This window comes from Rhodococcus sp. D-46 (assembly GCF_011290655.1).
Taxonomy (GTDB): Bacteria; Actinomycetota; Actinomycetes; order Mycobacteriales; family Mycobacteriaceae; genus Rhodococcus_F; species Rhodococcus_F qingshengii.
In genome coordinates this window covers 47074-65857 of sequence record NZ_JAANTF010000005.1, presented here as the reverse complement: position 1 = coordinate 65857, position 18784 = coordinate 47074, and the positions used below count along the sequence as shown (strand labels likewise).

Here is an 18784-nt window from a genome sequence, read left to right as displayed (position 1 = left end):
TACCTTCCGTTGTCGATGCGCCGAGGAGTGAGACTCCGACGGATCGCAGCCGACGGCCGGTTCCAGGCGCGTCAGGAAGCATAGGCTAGCCTTTGCCAAAGTTTCAAATCTGCTGAAAGTTCACGAGTCCGACAAACGGCGACATGCCAGGGGCCTCGTCGACGTTTGCCGGACAAGCTCAGCAGCTAGGAACGTCGACGGTAATCTTCGGGTCGTCGACAAGCGGCTGGACCGGTACGCGAGCTTCGCCCTCGGCTGTGGGCTCGGTCAGATCGAACTTCAGCTCAACCGTCTGGCCTCGCGGAATGACGGCCCTGGTCATGTAGGCCGGGTGACCCTGTTCAGTTCCGTTGACGGCAAACGAAATCTGTCCACCCACGGAGACGGCATCGAGTTTGGCGCCGGCTGTCGCAAGCAGAGTGACTGCAGCCACATTGGTGCCATTGGGCAGTCGTCCGGGGTTGTCGACGATCCCGCTGACATATTCGGTCAGGTCGGCGTCGGGCGCGTTGTTGGTCAGTCGAACGGTGACCGTTGTCTTTCGGGTGTCGCCGGTGCACGTCTGGGCTGTGTAGTCGATTTCTCGTGTGAGGTAGTAGTCGAGCTTGTTGCCGGCTTGGTTGTTGATCACCACACCGGCATACGGAGCCGCATCATCGGGAATGGTGTGCCCGAGGACGGTGTCGTCAAGAACCGATTGTTCGTCGGGGTGAGAGCTCCACACTGCGATTCTGCCCTCGCTGACACCTCTGCCCAGAGCCTCCAGTAATGCGCTCGGCGACTTGATGTTCCCGGTCATCTTCGCCACGACACGGGCCGCGATTGTCTGCAGATACTGCTTTCGTGCCTTGTTGTCGGAGGGAAAGCGTGCGTACGCGGTCGACTCGGTCAACTCAACGACGTTGTCGGCGGTGACCGACTCTCCGTCCGGCATCTCTACTGGTCCCACCGCCGCGAGGAGGTAACTCAGTGCTATCGGATCGGTCGCTATCGCGCCGTCGACCAGCTCACCCCCGGACTCCTGTGACCACAGGGACTGCCAGATCTGCGCTGCGTAGGGAAAGTGCGAGCTGAGGTTGCTGTTGCGAAAATCGGTGGTCGGTCGACTGTTTCCGTACAGCTGGTTGAAGTCAGGACCAAGGTCTATCGGTTGATTGTCCAGTGTTAGTTCGGAGTTGGGGGAGAGTGTGTCCACCCGAGCGGCGCCGTTGTCGACTCGGACGATGCCGTATCCACCCAACAGGCCGCCGGTTCCTCGCGCTTCCGCATTGGTCTGGAAACCGATGAAGTAGTTGCGCGGTCCGTCGGTGCCGAGCATCGCCGGTGCGATGCGCGCCGCGGTGGCGGTGTTCGTCAGGAGGGTAGCCAGTTCGCTTGTCTGCGACTGTAATTCTGCTCTGGCATCGTTAACTCGGCCCAGGTACTTCGATTCGGGAACTTCCTGTGCCTGCGACGACAGCAATTCCGCGGCGATAGCTGTTTCGGCCAGTTTCGGTTCCGCTTCGCGTAACGGTGCGAGTGCCAAGCGCCCACCGGGCTGCACCAATTCCGTTGGTGCGAGTGAAGTTCCGGTAGTCACGGCAGGGCCGAGAACGTCACGCGTAAGCCCCTGAACGACCTCGGTCATCTGGCGCGTCGACTCGAACGGCGACCCGATGACGGGAATTGCGGCGGTGATGTTCCAGGGGAGTGAATGGGTGTTGTCGTATGCGTCCGATGCTTCGCGATCGGCTTCCGCCGCGGCAGACTCTGCGACTCCCGTATCTCCGGCCAGGAGAGCGCTCTTCGCCGACTGTGCGTGGTCGCGAGCCGCCTCCAGGTTGTCTTTCGCCTCGTATGCCGTGTACCCGAGCCATGCCACGAAACCGCCCACTACCAGCGTCGTTGCGGTGATCGCGACTGCCGTTCTACGGCTTCGGAGAAAAGCGGCCGCCCCCTTGGTTTCGCGCTCCGGGCCCCTCGGTGGGATGGTGTTGGAGCCGCTCGGTTCAGCCCCGGAATCGTCGTCGGACTTTGGTCCCACCGTGTCGTTGTTCATCCGCTGAAGCTCCTGACGTTTGAGTGCGTGAAAGCTGCGTCGACATGTCTAGCAGTGTTGGCCCAGTGGTGAAAACTTAGACGAGACAGTAGGGTTCGGTTCGGCCGTTCGTGGTGTTCGCTCCCATGGATTCACGTGATCAGCCACCGAACGTTCGTGAAAAACAAGGCTGGTGAAATGTGAGGTGACGGGTTGAGTGCTTTTCCGTTGTCTCGGGCTCAGCTCGCGCTGTGGTTCGCGCAGCAATTGAGTCCGTCAACTCCGTTCGTGGTGGCTCAGTACGTGGAACTACGCGGACCGGTTGACGTCGACGCGCTGATCGAGGCAACGAATACGGCATGTCATGAATTGGAGTCGCCGTTCGTTCGCCTCGTCGCTACCGATGCCGAGCCGGCACAGGTCGTCGATCATTCGATCGTCGACGATCTCGCATACCTCGACTTACGCAGCGACCGCGACCCGGTTCAGCGCGCGAACGAGTGGATGACAGCGGAATACTCACGGCCACTTGACGTGATGTCTGACCGCCTGATCTCGGCAACCTTGCTTCACCTGGCAGATGAGCACTACTACTGGTACTCGCACGCCCATCACCTCGTGCTCGACGGACATGCGGCGATGACACTCACCGCTCGGGTGGCCGAGCGCTATTCGCATCTGGTTCATGGCAAGACGCTGACTCCTTTCGGTGGTCTCGGGGTACGTGCACTGCATGACCTCGACGTCGATTACCGATCCTCGTCGCGGTATCGATCGGACGAGCAGTACTGGACGGAGATGTCCGAAGGCCTGCCCCGCCCGGTTCGCCTCGCCGACGGCGCCGGCCTGACGTCCATGCCGCAGCGCATGATGGTTCGGACACTGAATCCAACTCTTGCAAAACAGCTTTCGGATGTCGCGACCGAGTGGACTACGTCCGAGGTGGCGGTCCTCGTCGGTGCATTCGCGTCCTATCTCGGTCGCATGACTGATTCCGATGACGTAGTCCTCAGCTTGCCGGTGTCCGGCCGCACCACGGCGACGTCGAGACGTTCAGGTGGGATGCTGTCCAACATCGTGCCTGTTCGTGCGCAACTCGAACGGGATCTGTCGCCACGAGAACTGGTGCGTCAGATCTCGGTTCAAATGACCGGTGCGCTACGCCACCAGCGATTCCGCTACGAGGACATGGGCTTCCAGGAAGGTCAGGGCGGATCCCGTGAGGCGGCGGGCCCGGCCGTGAACGTCATGATGTTTCACGAAGCCATTCGGCTCGGCGACGTCGTCGGCGAGTTTCACGTCCTCACATCCGGCCCCACCGAAGACCTGTTCTTCAGCATCTATCCGTCGATCGCGGGGGAGAACGTTCGCCTTTCCTTCGAAGCCAATCCGCACCTCTACAGTGAACGTGACCTGGCGATGCATCATCGTCAGTTCGTTCGGCTACTCGAGGGGTTCCTCGACTCTGCTACCCGTGCGCTCGGTGACCTCCGCATCCTCTCGACGGATGAAGTGAAGGATCTGGTCCCCGCGCTGGGTCCGCGGACGGACGGATTCGCGACGCTCGATTCGGTCATCAGAGGCGGCGCAGGGCAGGGGAGTGCTGTCGCGATCCGCGAGCAAGGTGTGGACGTCACTTATGACCAGCTCGGCGCTCGCGCGGATGCACTCTGCGCCTTGCTCGTGGAGAACGGAGTCGGACGAGGCGACGTCGTCGGGATCCTCACCGAGCGCTCGACCGATTCCGTCGTTGCATTCCACGCGGTAGTGCGGGCTGGTGCTGTCCTTCTTTTCGTGGATCCTCAAACACCCTCCGAGCGTGTCGCTTTCATTCTCGACGACGCCGACGTGTCCGTTGTGGTCGGTGGCGAACTCGTGGACGTGCCGGCTTGGGTGTGCGTCGTTGATCCCAGTGGCGACGAGACCGTCGAAGGGCCGGTGGATCGACGCGTGGGGGCGGGTTCATCTATCGCCGACCTGTCTCTGGACGACACCGCCTACGTGGTCTACACCTCTGGTTCTACCGGGCGACCGAAGGGTGTCGCGGTCACGCACCGAGGCATTGTGCCGTTGCTGCGTTCTCACGCACGGCGTCTGAACATCGATAGTTCCTCCCGCGTCGCGCTCCTTGCAAACACATCGTTCGACGTGGCGATCCTCGAGATTCTGCTTGCACACGGCTGCGGCGCGACCGCAGTGATCGTTCCTCCCGGATTGATCGGCGGAGTGGACCTCGAAGACTATTTGCGGCTCGAAGGTGTCACGCACCTGAACTCGACGCCATCGGTTCCGTTGACGATGGATCCTCGGGCTTTGCCGAAACTTCGAGTCCTGAACGTCGGCGGCGAGCGACCGCCGGGAGCGCTAGTGGATGCGTGGTCGAGTCACGTCGACATCGTGAATTCGTACGGCCCCAGTGAAGCGACCGTCGCGGCATTCATGAGCGAGCCACTCGAGCCTGGCGGTGATACTCCGATCGGGCGTCCGATCGACGGCGTTGCCGCTGTGGTGTTGGATTCGTGGTTGCGTCCGACTCCGGTCGGCGCCGCGGGGGAGCTGTACGTGATGGGACACGGACTGGCGCGAGGGTACCTTTCTCCGACGCTCACCGCGGAGCGTTTCGTAGCGGCGCCCTTTGGTGCCACTGGTGCCGGCGAGCGCATGTACCGCACCGGGGATGTCGTGCGATGGAACGATGCCGGTCAACTCGAGTTCTTGGGTCGCTCTGATCAACAAGTCAAGATCCGTGGAGTACGCGTCGAACTGGGCGAGATCGAGGCTGTGCTCCTGTCGACTCCCGGCGTTGCGCAAGCAGCGGTGGTCGAGCGATCCGGGTCGCTTGCGGCGTATGTGACCGTGGCCGAAGGTGCAGCTCATCCGTTGAGCCAGACGATGGTGCTCGATCATCTGGCTTCCCGACTTCCTCGTTCCATGCTGCCGAGTTCGGTGACTATTTTGGCAGCATTGCCCGTCACGAGCCATGGAAAGACTGACCGTTCAGCGCTCCCCGAACCGGCGTCGTCCGCGCCGGCCGAGCAGCGCGCGGCGGTCAACCGTCCGATCGAGTACGACGAGGAATTGATTGCCTCGGTGATGGCCGAGGTCCTCGGCGTCGGAGTTCTCGGACCGCACTCCGACTTGTTCGCCTGGGGCGGTAGTTCACTCGACGCCGTGTATGTTGCCGCGCGAGTGAGTTCCGCTCTCGGAAGACGGGTTGGTGTCAGGGACGTGTTCGGTGCCCCGACGCCGGCGCGCCTGGCCCGGGTAATCCGTGCGGGGCGGGCGGAGTGGATGGTGGAACCCCAACGCATTTCGGACGACCTCGTCGTGGAAATCGCACCGGCGCAACAACGCCTGTGGTTACTCAACCGTCTGGATCCCCAGTCGTCGGCGTACAACATTGCGTTCGAGGTCGCGTTCAGTGGTGCTCTGGATATCGAGGCGATGAGGGCGGCGGTAGGTGACCTGACCGATCGCCATCTCGTCTTGCGTACTGTTTTCTCGTTCGACCAGAATCACGATGCGTGGCCGATCCAGGTTGCGACCGCGACTCCGGTGACTCTGATCGAGGTTGCGTCCGAGGATTACGAGGCTGCGTCAGCGGATTTGGTTGCGGCGGGTTTCGACCTGGCGACCGATGCGCCTCTTCGCTTGATCCTCGCCTCGGGCAGCGACGCCGACCACCGCATGACCGTGGTTGCCCATCACATCGCCCTGGACGGCCTTTCGTTCGCGACGATCGTCTCGGACCTCGTCGCGGCGTACGACGCTCGCGCCGACGGACGGTCGCCGATCTGGCCTTCGCCCGCTCTCGACTACCGCGACTATTCCGCTTGGCACAGAACCATTCTCGGTGATCCCGCGGATCCACAGAGCTTGGCAGGACGCCAGCTGGAATTCTGGTCCGACACACTCGCCGGTGTTGATCCGACTCTTGCGCTTCCCGTGGACAGATCCCGCCGGCCGGACCAACCGTCGTCGGCTCGGGACGTGACGTTCGAGTTGCCCTCACCCATCCATGCGGCGCTGAACGAGATCGCTCGCGCGCACGACTGCACAACCTTCATGGTGTTGCACGCCTGCCTTTCGATCGCACTGAGCAAGATCACCGGTGCGTCCGATGTGGTCATCGGGACCCCGACCTCCGGACGAACGCATCCTTCGTTCGACGGTGTCGTCGGTATGTTCGTCGGGACCGTCGCGCTGCGAACGCTCCTTCGCGGCGGAGACACGTTCGGTGAGTTCTTGACTCAGGTGCGCGAGGTTGATGTGGCGGCCCTGTCCAATGCCGACGTTCCGTTCGACTGGGTGGTCGACCGTGCGGTCGGCGGGGGCGTAGGTGAGAAGAATTCCTTCCTCAGAGTGGTTCTCGCTGTCGATCCGGTAGCGCCCGACTCCGCGATCGCGATGGGAACTTTGACGGCGCACGGCACTCCGCTACCTCCGGTCCACCCTCGCTTCGACCTCGAAGTGACTGTGCGCGAGGATCGTACGATTGACGGCGACGCGAGCGGTGTTCGCGGCACTTTCCGATATGCCGCCGATCTGTTCGATGCAGGCACCGTGCAGAGCTGGGTCGAGCGGCTTCGTCGAGTATGTGACTCGATTACCGAGAACTCGTCAATCATGCTGCGTGACATCGATGTTCTCAGTGTTGCGGAACGCGAAGAATTGTCGGCTCGGGTGCCGGCGCCTTCGATTGTCGCGCAGTCGCTGCCTGACCTCTTCGGGGCCGTCGCAGCCCGGCATCCGAATGCAATCGCGGTGTCGAGTGGCGATACTCGCGTCACCTATGAAGAGGTGCGAGTTCGTTCGGAGGGCCTTGCCGCTGTCTTGATCGATCGAGGAATTCGAGTCGGTGATCGCGTGGCGGTCGCCCTGCCTCGATCGGTCGACCTCGTCGTAGCCATCATCGCTGTCGTTCGCGCGGGCGCGACGTACGTACCGATCGACTTGCAGTATCCCGACGCTCGTATCCACTACGTACTTGCCGATGCAGGCCCGAAAGCGATTCTGTCGACGGACGAATCTGCTGGGCGGTTCGTTGGGTACGAGCAACTTGTCATCTTCGTGGACGAGACGACTGACGCTACAGCCGACTGGCCCGTTGCACAGTCGGAGTCCGCCGCCTACGTGATCTACACTTCCGGATCGACCGGAGCTCCCAAAGGCGTAGTGGTGTCTCAGGACAACGTGTTGGCGCTGCTCGCCTCGACCCGAGAGATCTTCGACTTCAACGCCGAGGATGTGTGGACGATGTTTCATTCGTACGCATTCGACTTCTCGGTCTGGGAGATGTGGGGCTCGTTGACCACTGGCGGATCCCTCGTGATCGTGGACGGTGATGTCGCGCGCTCACCCGAAAGATTCGCGGATCTGATTGTGCGGGAACGAGTGACCGTTCTCAATCAGACCCCGGCCGCCTTCTATGCGTTGGCGGAAGTCACGCAGGAAATGCTGCTTCCGCTCCGGACGATTGTTTTCGGCGGTGATCGCCTCGACGCCGGGCGCGTGGAGGCTTGGTTCGATCGGCACCCGGACGTGCGGGGCGTCAACATGTTCGGAATCACCGAAACCACAGTCCATGTCACCAGTTTCGATCTTGTCCCCGGTGACGAGACTGTCTCGCCGATCGGGTCCCCACTACCAGGGTTGCGCAGCTACGTACTGGACGCGTCGTTGAAGCCCGTCCCTCCGGGATCTGTCGGCGAACTGTATGTTGCGGGTCCGCAGGTGGCCGAAGGCTACTTGGGTCGACCCGCGATGACGTCTTCGCGATTCGTGCCTGAACCCGGATTCGATGGATCACGGATGTACCGCAGCGGCGATCTGGTCCGTTGGCGAGCCGGCCGACTCGAATATGTTCGCCGCGCCGACGGTCAGATGGCACTGCGCGGTTACCGCATCGAACCGGGCGAGGTCGAATCCGCGCTGTTGGCTCACACGTCGGTGGAGCAGGCCGCGGTAGTGGTGAGAGAACTCGACAGCGGGCCGACTTTGGTCGGTTACATCACCCCGGGGAGCGGACACGACCTCGACGGCGTCTTGCGGACTGCTCGTTCGTTGCTGCCCGCGCACATGGTTCCGTCGGCTTTGATGGCGCTCGCGTCATTACCGGTCACGATCAACGGCAAAATCGACCGAGCATCGTTGCCGACCCCGGTGTCTCTCACGCAGCCGACTCGGCAGTCGCGAGACTTCTTCGAGCAGACAGTCGCAGCCATTCTGAGCGATTTGATGGAAGTTCCGCATGTCGATCCGGTCCGGAACCTCTTCGATCAAGGCGCCAATTCCTTGATCGCCACTCGTCTTTCGTCGCGTCTGAACTCCGCCCTGGGCTGTAACCTCGACGTCCGCGATGTGTTCGAGCACCCATCCGTCGATCAGCTCGCAGACATCGCTGCTGCGCGGATAGGTGTAGGGCGAACCGGCGCGGAGCACGCGTCTGACGTGTCCTTGGGGCCTCGTTCGGACAACACGGAAGTGCACCTGTCAGCTTCCCAGCATCGAATGTGGATTCTGAATCAGTTGGATACAGACTCCGCCGGATACAACATCCCGATCGTGCTGCGCTTGGCAGGCGAGCTGGACGTGGTTGCGGCCGAACTGGCAATTCGTGACGTGATCAATCGCCATCGCACTCTGCGGACCGTGTACCCGGTTGTCGGCGGCGGCCCGGTTCAGACGGTGCTCGACGCCGAGGATGCGCTTCCGGCCTTTCAGCTCGAGGCACTCGACGGCGGCGACGCCGAGAATTGTGTAGCAGAACTGGTGGGTTCGGGCTTCGATGTCACCGTTGATCCGCCCGTACGTGCGGCACTTCTCCAGGTTTCACCTGTCGAGCACATCCTGGCTGTCGTCGTCCATCACATTGCCGCCGACGCTCGATCACTCGAATTGTTGGTCCGCGACTTCACTGCGGCGTACATCGCCCGCTCGGCGCAGCACGCTCCGCAGTGGTCGCCGCTCGCGCTCGAATACTCCGATTACATCGCATGGCAAAGGGAATCGGGGATTCCCGAGACGGTACGCAGCTACTGGATGCAGGCTCTCGAAGGACTTCCCGAGCAGGTGACGCTTCCCCTCGATCGTCCACGTTCGACGTTCGCCCGTGCGTCGAGCTATCGGGTGGAGATCTCAGGTTCGGTACGAACGGGCCTTCAGACACTCGCACGATCGAACAACGCGACCATGTTCATGGTTGTACACGCCGCTCTCGCGGCGCTGTTGGCGAGGTACAACGGTAGCGATGACGTAGCTGTCGGCACTGTTGTGTCCGGACGCGTCACACCTGAACTCGACGAGCTGGTCGGCATGTTTGCCGGCACGATTGTTCTTCGAACCGAAGTCGATCCGTCGAACTCGTTCGGCCGGTTGGTCGAGCAGGTTCGTCAGCGTGACGTAGCGGCGTTCGCGCACGCAGAGATGCCCTTCGAATCGCTGGTCGATCTGATCGACCCACCGCGATCGCGTTCGCGACATCCGTTGTTCCAGGTGGCGCTCTCGTTCCGAACTGCTGAGACCGCCGCGTGGTCGATACCAGGGCTGGACATCACACAGATTGCTCCTGAAGTCAGGCACGCAAATTTCGATCTGCAGGTCAACGTCACGGACGAGGGGGTCGGGGGCGAACTCGGTCTCGAATTCGTCTACAACGCTGATCTATTCGATGATCTGACGGTATCGAGCTTTGCGGGCCGGTTCGAGCGCTTCCTGAATCAAGTGTCTGTCGACCCGAATGTCGCCGTAGGGCAAATCGACCTGTTGGACAGTGCGGAACGAGCTCTTCTCGTCCCCGCACACGGCGCGGTCGACCGGCCTGATCGATCTCGACTTTCCGGTACGACACTTGCCTCCATGCTGCGCTTCGGCGTCGAATCCGCCCCGGACGCTGTGGCGGTCGAGGGTGAGGGCAACACACTGACTTACCGGGAACTCGATGCCCAGTCGGATGTCGCAGCCGACGAGTTGCGCTCCCGGGGAGTTGGAGTCGACCAGGTCGCTGCTTGGACTGCAGATCGGTCGATTGCGTCGATCGTGCAACTGTGGGCAATCGCGAAGGTCGGTGCAGCTCCGGCATTGACGGACCCGGAACAGCCGCAGGCGCGAGTACGCGATGTCCTCGAAACACTGGGCACCGGAGCGATCGGCGGCCGCAACGCTGGTGGTGAAGACGCTGGTGCTGAAGACGCTGGTGGTGGGAAAGTCACCGACTCGGTGCGCGAATATTCCGAGAACCTGGCGGCCTACGTAGTTTTCACGTCAGGAACGACCGGAACCCCCAAGGCTGTGGTCGTGACCAACGGCGGGCTCGGTGTGATCGCCGAAGACCTGCCCGGTCGATTCTCGGCTGGGCCAGGTTCTCGCGTATTCCATCGCGGAGCGCCAGGATTCGACATGACGTTGCTCGAGGTGCTCATCGCGAGTGCGTCCGGGGCCACGCTCGTTCTGGCGAAGAACGAAGAACTGTTCGGCTCGGGACTCGCATCAGCACTGAGGCGCGAGCGAATTACTCATCTGTGCGCCACACCTACTGTCGTCGCCTCGATCGGCGATCCTTCGCTGCCGGACCTTTCCACGGTGATGTTCGGGGGCGAGCGACTCGGCGGCGCGTTGGCGAAGCGCTGGCAAGCCGGACGCCGAGTCATCAACGGATACGGACCTGCCGAGTCGACGATGTATTCGCTTGCTACCGAACCACTGTCGATCGAACAACTGTCGGCTGACACTCACGACGGATCGATCGGGTATCCACTGGCCGGGGTCGACGCCGTCGTACTCGATGATCGACTCGAACCGGTGCCGCCGGGAGTCGCCGGCGAACTGTATCTCTCAGGTCGAATGCTCGCTCGCGGTTACGCCGGCCAACCGGCCCGAACTGCGGAACGATTCGTGGCAACCGGTTCAGGCGCCCGGATGTACCGGACGGGCGATCTGGTGATGTGGAAGCCGGAAAGCCCCAAATCCGAGGGAAATACGTATCGCCTGCATTATCTCGGGCGAACCGACGTGCAGGTGAAGGTCAACGGTGTCCGGATCGAACCGGGTGAGATCGAGGCAGTCATTCAGTCTGTCGCGAACGTCGACTTCTGTGTCGTCGGGGTTCGGTCGGCCGAAGGTGGAAGTCCTCTGTTGGTCGCCTACGTGAGAAGTTCAGGTGCCGAAAGAGTTGACACTGGTCAACTTCGCGCTGCCGTCGCAGAAGTCCTTCCGACGTACATGGTTCCGCATGTCATCGTCGACATCGAGGGCGAGCTTCCGATGCGGAACGGCAAGGTCGACTTCGCCCGTCTCCCGTCGCCGACACTGGATGCTTCCCGTGCAGAGGGGCCGGCCACCGCCACCGAACGTCTTGTAGCCGGAGCTTTTGGTTCCGTCCTCGGTGGGAATGAGGACGACCGCGACGCAGACTTCTTCTCGCTCGGGGGCAACTCGCTGTCGGCCGCGGAGGTTACCTCGCTCTTGAGTAGTACTCTGGGGCTGGTTGTTCCGCTCAGGACCGTATTCGAGCATCCAACAGTTGCGGCGTTGGCAGCCCGGCTCGATTCGCTCGAGCAGAACGACTCGGTGAACGATCTTGTCCGACTGGAACCGCGCCGCGACCCCACGCCCGCACCCCTGTCACGAAACCAGCGTGCGATGTGGGTACTGAATCAGCGGAACACGGCGAGCGGTGCGTACAACCTGCCGATCTGCATCGAGATCGACGGTGAACTCGACGCGGCGGCGCTGCGTCAGGCAGCAACGGATCTTGTCGGTCGTCATGATGTCCTCAGAACCCGGTATCCGGGCACTCCACCGGTTCAGGTCGTGGATCCTCCGACCTCCGTGACAATGGAAACGCGGCTGGTCGCCGACATCGAGGTCGAGGTGCTGCTGCGAGAGTTCGGCTCGCGTGGTTTCGATGTAGCGGCAGACCTGCCGGTGCGCTGGATGCTGCTCCAGGTGTCACCGGTCAGGCACGTTCTGGCAGTGAGCTTTCATCACATCGCAGTCGACGGGGTGTCGATGCGAACGGTGGTCGGCGACCTGCTGACCGCGTACGGCAAGCGACGAGCTGGACTGGATTCGCAATGGTCTCCGTTGCCGATCCAGTACGGGGATTTTGCCGCGTGGGAGGCAGCACGTGACGTTTCCCCTGTCGTCGAGCAGTTCTGGCGCCGAACGCTGGACGGTGTGACATCTGTGTCTCCGCTGACGGTGGATCACTCCGATGGCGGGCTGGATACCTTAGCGCAGCGAGTGAACTTCGTGATACCAGCCGTCATCACCTCGGCACTGCAGGCGCGAGCCGACCGATTGAAGGTCTCGCTGTTCGCGGTGGTTCATGCGGCGTTGTCGGTGGTGCTTGCCAAGCTGAGTGGAAATCCCGATGTCGTGATCGCGACAGCTGTCGACGGACGGCGGGCGCCTCAGCTCGACGGCGTGGTCGGCATGTTCGTGGATACGGTGCCTCTTCGCCTTCGGATCGACGGGGACGTGCCGATCGATCTTCTGTTGGGTGCAGCTTTCGATGCTGATGTGGCAGCGTTCGAAAACAGCTCTGTTCCTGCCGAGTTGGTTGGTGAGCTGCTCGGTGGACGAACTCCCCAGATTGCGCTGGGTCTGCAGAACTTCGCGATCCCTGCCGTGGAGGTTTCCGGCCTCACGATCGAGGCTCGCGAAATCGAGACCGCGACAACGAAGTTCCCCATGCATGTCTCGCTCGCACCCGCTGACGACGGTTCATTGACCGGAGCGCTCATCTATGCCGCGAGCGCATTCGATCCTTCGAGCGCCGACGCGGTTACCCGACAGCTGTCGAGAGTGCTCACCTCGATTGCCGAGGATGTACCAGTACTCGTTTCGGATCTCGTGGTGGGCGCGGCGCCCAGTTGGACTGCTGCCGAAGTCGATTCGTCCCGCACGCTGACCGAGATCTTCGCCGCCACCGCGGCGCGATTCCCGAACAACATTGCTCTCGACGACGGACACCGCACGGTGACGTATGCCGAACTCGACTCTGCCTCGGATGCCCAAGCCTGGGAACTGGTGGCCCGGGGAGCAGGACCGGGTGCCGTGTACGAGATTCCGGCGGTACGGACTATCGCGTACCTGGTCCGAATGTTGGCGATCTCGAAGACGGGCGCGGCATTCGTACCGATCGACCCCGACCTGCCGCCGGCACGTCTGAAGCAGCTGCGCACCGTCCTCTCCGATCGCAGCCCTGTTCCCGGTCGGCAGTATCCGGATTCAGTCGCGTACGTTGTTCACACGTCCGGGTCGACCGGTGAACCGAAAGGCGTTGCAGTCACACACCGAGGACTGGGCCTGCTGACCGACGATGCTGTCCGCAAGTACGGCGTGACTTCGGAATCGGTTGTGCTGCACGGTTACAAACCGACGTTCGATGCAGCAATCCTCGAGATGATGTTGGCGATCGGCGCCGGGGCTACCTTGGCGGTCGCTCCTCGGGAGGCTTTCGGCGGAAGGGCACTCGAAGAATTCGTCGCAGAACGCGGCGTCACTCACATGTTGTCCACTCCAGCCGTACTCGACACGATGGCTCCGGAGCGGTTCGATTCGCTCGAGGTGGTGGCAGTCGGTGGCGATGTGCTCTCACCTTCCACCGCGCGTGCGTGGAGTCGCCGCGCGCGAATGCTCAATGCGTACGGACCGACGGAATGCACGGTGGTCACCACTGTCGCCGAAGTGGATCATCGGGTCACCATCGGAGTCCCGCTCGCCGGAATCGGTGCAGAGGTGCTCGATACGCGACTGCGTCCGGTGCCGTGGGCCGGGATCGGTGAGTTGTACGTCAGCGGGCCCGGGCTTGCGATGGGCTATGCCGGAGATCCTGCCGGCACCGCCACGTCGTTCATCGCAGCACCCGGTGGGCACCGCCGTTATCGGACCGGTGATCTGGTTCATCGCCGCACGGATGACACGCTCGGATTCGTCGGACGTTCCGACCGTCAGATGAGCGTGCGAGGAATCCGCGTCGAGCCCGCCGAAATCGAATCAGCTCTGCGTCGGTGCACGGGCGTCGAGGCTGCGGCGGTTGTCCTCGTCGACGACATCGCCGTTGCGTGCGCGGTTGGCGATGGTGTGGAGGCGGATCAGCTGACAATCGAGTTGGCCGCGATGTTGCCTGCGTATCTGATGCCCGGCCGCGTGGTCGTATTGGAGTCGATCCCGCTCACGACGAACGGAAAACTGGATGCAGATGCGTTGCGGCGCCATGTGTTCGAGAGCCAGGCGCCCGATGCAGCAGTGACGGTTTCGGAGGAACTCGTCACCGCTGTCATGTCGGAACACGTGTCCGGAAGTTTCGGCGCTCTGCACAACCTGTTCGAATCAGGTGGTGATTCGTTGGCCGCGGCAGCGGTGGCAGGTCGACTCGCCTCGATCTTCGCGCGAGATGTGCCTGTTCGCGCCGTCTTCGACAATCCGTCGCCGCGAGCGATGTCTCAGTGGCTGTCGGCGAGCGCGTCTGATGGCAAACGCCGCGAACTGACTCGACGTGATCCCGGCAAGCCGGCCCCGCTGGCGCCCTCGCAACAACGACTCTGGCTGATCAATCAGCTTCAGCCGGAATCGACTGCGTACAACCTGACGTTTGCAGCGGTCCTGGCAGACGACATCGATCGTTCGGTCTTGAGCAGCGCCCTCGGCGACGTCGTCGATCACCATGCCGTATTGCGAACTGTCTGTGTTCCGGGCGAATTCGGTCCGCAACAACTTGAAATGGACTCTGTTGCATTCGATCTCACTGCGGTATACGTCGGCGATATCCGTGCGAGCGCTTCGGCATTCGCGACTGTGCCGTTCGATCTCGAACGAGATGTTCCGTTCCGTGTGCGTGTGTTCACCGAAAAGGCAGGAGTCGACTCTGCAGGACTGACGGTCCTGGTCATCGTTGTTCACCACATCGCGATCGACGGAGCGTCGACGGGCCCGATCCTGACCGATTTCGTGGCAGCCTTCGAGGCCAGGTCGGCAGGTCTTCCCTGGGATCGCTCGTCGGGGGAGATCAGCTACGGCGACTACAGTTTCTGGGCGAGAGAGAGCTTGGGTGACCCCGAGGATTCTCTCAGCATGGCCCACCGGCAACTCGACTACTGGTCGGACGCACTTTGTGGCGTCGAGGATGTGTTGGCTCTACCCGTCGACAACCCCCGGAGTCCCGTGTCTTCACGATCCGAGGAGATGGTGACGGAAGTCCTCGACGGCGCCACCTACGACGCGTTGTCGGCGTTGGCTCGTTCGCATGGCGTCACGGTATTCATGGTCGTCCACAGCGTGATTGCCGTGCTGCTCGCTCGCGAGTGCGTCACGGACGACGTCGTGGTGGGAGCAGCTGTGAGTCTGCGGAACGATCCGGCGCTGCTGAGCGTCGCCGGAATGATGGTGGGTACTGTCGCATTGCGCACGAGGATCAACTCCACCGATCGCTTCGCTGCTGTTCTGGACGAGGTTCGCCGTGCCGATCTGGAAGCAATGGCGAACGCGGACGTCTCGTTCGACGACGTCGTTGCGAAGGTCGATCCGCCGCGCAGGATGAACGAGCATCCGCTGTTCACGGTCATGCTGGCGTACCGGCGAGCGCTGGAGTTGCCGCAGATCGACGGCATCACCGTCTTCGACATCGACAACGCAGGGGCGTCGACCGGTTACGACTTGACGTGGGACCTGGTCGACACCGGTGACAGTCTGACTATTCGATTGCTGTATGCGACGGAGAAGTTCCGCGAGTCGACCGCGGAACTGTTCATGCAGCGGGTGAGACGTATCGCCGAATCAGTGACCGCGGAACCCGAGATTGTGATCGGGGAGATCGAACTGCTGTCCGGACTCGAACGCTCGGCGCTGACTGCTGCGAATCCTCGCCACGTCGAACCTCTGACGATTGCCGACATTTTCGAACGCGCTCTGCGTCAGGCGCCCGACGGCGTCGCGCTGGAAGAGAACGGCAGACGCTGGACTTACCGCGACCTGCACGAGGAGTCGTCGCACTGGACACGCGAGTTGGTGGTCCGAGGAATCGGACCCGACGACGTGGTGGCCGTTGCGCTCGGGCGCGGGCATCTGTGGATCGTTGCGTTGTGGGCAGTAGCGCGTGCAGGCGCAGCGTGGCTGTCGCTCGATCCGGCGCTGCCGACAGCGCGCCGGCAGACGATGGTCGAGGAATGCGGTTCGGTTGTCGGTTTGACAGCGGGAGGTGCATCCGAGAGTTTGCCCGAGTGCGTCGAGTGGGTGGCGATGGACGAATCCCGCACTGCTGGTGGCGCTGCCGAGGTATCGGCAACGCCGGCTCACCCCGACAACCTCGCCTACGTCATCTACACGTCGGGTTCCACGGGAAGACCCAAGGGCGTGGAGGTTTCACACCGCGGAATCATGAACGTCTGCACCGCACACGCCGAGATCGCCGAGCTCGAGCGTGGCCCCCGAGTCCTGCAATTGGCGTCGTCGACCTTCGACGCGTCGGTGATCGAGATCCTTCTCGCGGCTGCAGGGTGTGGAACGCTGATTCTGACTCCCGACTTCGTCTACGGGGGAGAAGAACTCACGAATCTGCTGATAGCCGCCGACGTAACACATCTGATCGTGACGCCGACGGTCCTGGCGACAGTCGATCCGGATGCAGTGCAACCGTTGATCGTCGAATCGATGGGGGAGCCGCTCTCTGCGCGCCTTGCGTCGGCGTGGTCACCCCGACATCGCATCGTCAACGGATACGGACCGACCGAATCAACGATCGCGGCATCGATTTCCGCACGGATCACTGACGCGGACGTCACTGTCGGCACTCCAGTCCCTGGTACGACAGCATTTGTTCTCGATCAGAGGCTCCGACCGGTTCCGGATGGCGTTGCGGGAGAACTGTTCCTCGCCGGTGAGAATGTGGCACGGGGGTACGTCGCTTCCCCGGCTCTGACGTCCGAGCGCTTTGTTGCCAATCCTCATGCGGTGGGGACCCGGATGTATCGCACGGGTGACCTCGTGCGTCGTAGGCGTCACGACCGAGCGCTCGAGTACCTGGGTCGCAACGACGCGCAGGTGAAGGTGCGGGGTGTCCGCGTGGAACCGGCGGAGGTCGACGCGGCTCTGTCAAGCCATGGAGCAGTGGCCTTCTCGGTAACCGTTGTCTGTGACGACGGGCACGGATCCGCTGAGCTCCGTTCGTATGTGACGTTGGCGGAAAACGGTTCGGCGACGGAATCGGAGCTTCGCGGGTTCGTCTCCGGCCTGCTGCCGAAGCACCTGCTGCCTTCGTCGGTGACGATAGTGGGCGAGGTACCGTTGCTCGCTTCGGGGAAGATAGACGCAGCGGCACTTCCTGCTCCTTCACCGCAGCCGGGGTCGAGTGTGGATCGACCCATCTCGGATACCGAACGTCACGTGGCACAGGCATTCGAGGGCGTGACCGGCGCGAAATCGGTCGGCCGCTACGACGACTTCTTCGAGCTCGGCGGGACATCGATGGGTGCAGTTCGAGTGGCTACGCGCTTGCGTGAGAGCCTGAACAGGGAATTCCCGGTTCAATGGATTTTCACCGACCGAACTGTGGCGGAGCTTGCCTCTCGGATGGATCTCGTTCATGCCGATGTCTTCGAGGGTGATTCGCTTCGTTCGGATCCGCTGGACACGGTCGTCATGCTCGGAGGCGACCCCGATGACCAACGGCCGCCGTTGTTCTGTGTGCATCCGGTCAGCGGAATCGCCTGGTGCTACGCCGGACTCGTCGGTCAGCTGCGGGGTCGACGGGTGTACGGCATCCAGGCAACGGGAGCAGGTGAATTGCCAGGCACGGTGGCGGAGTTGGCGTCGGGGTACGTCGATGCCGTACGGACGGTGCAGCCGTCGGGTGAATACCATCTACTCGGTTGGTCTGCCGGCGGAACGATCGCGCTCGAGATGGCGAGCCAACTCGAAGAGGCCGGCGATCTGGTCGGTTCGGTTGTCATGCTCGACGCGCTGTTACCGGAGATGATGCCATCGGTACAAGCGGCTCCGAAACCTTCCGAACTGTTCGCGCAGATCGGGCTATCCGAGGTTGAAACTGACACTGCAGCACTGACTTTCACAGACGTTGCGGCAGAGATCCGAAGGCAGACCGGTATGGATTTCCTTTCCGATACGGTACTCGAATCCGTAGTGGGTCGGGTGGAAAAACTGTCGCGAATCGTTCGGGACCACACGCCGAGGCACTATTTCGGGTCAGTGGAACTGTTTGTGGCGCAGCATGATCTGCCTGAACATCGTCACCTGGTCGAAAGGTGGTCCGAACTGGTGGGGCCGTTGCGGGCGTACCTGGTCGACTGCTCCCACTCGGAAATGTCGAGCACTGAGGTGTTGGCGGAGGTCGCCCAAGTTCTCGTCGGCTATCTCGAAGGTGTCGATTCGGATTCGAAGGATCGCAATCATACTGGGGTGCAGTAGATCTAACGGGCCGGGACTTTGGTCCGGAATTGTCACTCCCGTGGTCCCCTTGCTTCAGTTCCGCAAGTAGAATCTGTAGCATTTCCCTTGTGGCAGTAAGCCATTCAGAAACTATCTCCGGAGGATCGTATGTTGGGTTCCCTTTTTTCCATCAGCTCTGAAATCGGTGTTCCGTCCGTCGACGCGCTCTTCGAGGCTGCTCGGACCATCATCGGCGCGCTCTTCGGCCTGAGCTGACACGTCGCAGCGACCTTCCCCCGCGGTGAAGAAAGTCCCTGTTCTCCGACAAGGAGAACAGGGACTTTCGTGCAGCCTGCAGGTGAGCGTTTGCGTGGCGGTGAG

2 protein-coding genes are annotated in these 18784 nt (G+C 62.1%); one reads left to right on the top strand and one right to left on the bottom strand.

Annotated features, from left to right (window positions below):
• Positions 1-178: 178 nt before the first annotated feature.
• Positions 179-2038, bottom strand: a complete 1860-nt coding sequence (locus tag G9U53_RS13530; protein WP_165638782.1) for a DUF4012 domain-containing protein — start codon at positions 2036-2038, stop codon at positions 179-181.
• 192 nt (positions 2039-2230) lie between these two features.
• Between G9U53_RS13530 and G9U53_RS13525 the strand changes: the two genes are divergently transcribed.
• The gene (locus tag G9U53_RS13525) at positions 2231-18442 is read left to right on the top strand and encodes a non-ribosomal peptide synthetase (RefSeq protein ID WP_165638781.1); all 16212 of its coding nucleotides are present in this window, start codon (positions 2231-2233) and stop codon (positions 18440-18442) included.
• Positions 18443-18784 lie beyond the last annotated feature (342 nt).

Excerpts from the sequence above, each read along its gene's own strand:
- G9U53_RS13530 (WP_165638782.1), bottom strand. The coding sequence starts at position 2,038 with ATGAACAACGACACGGTGGGACCAAAGTCCGACGACGATTCCGGGGCT.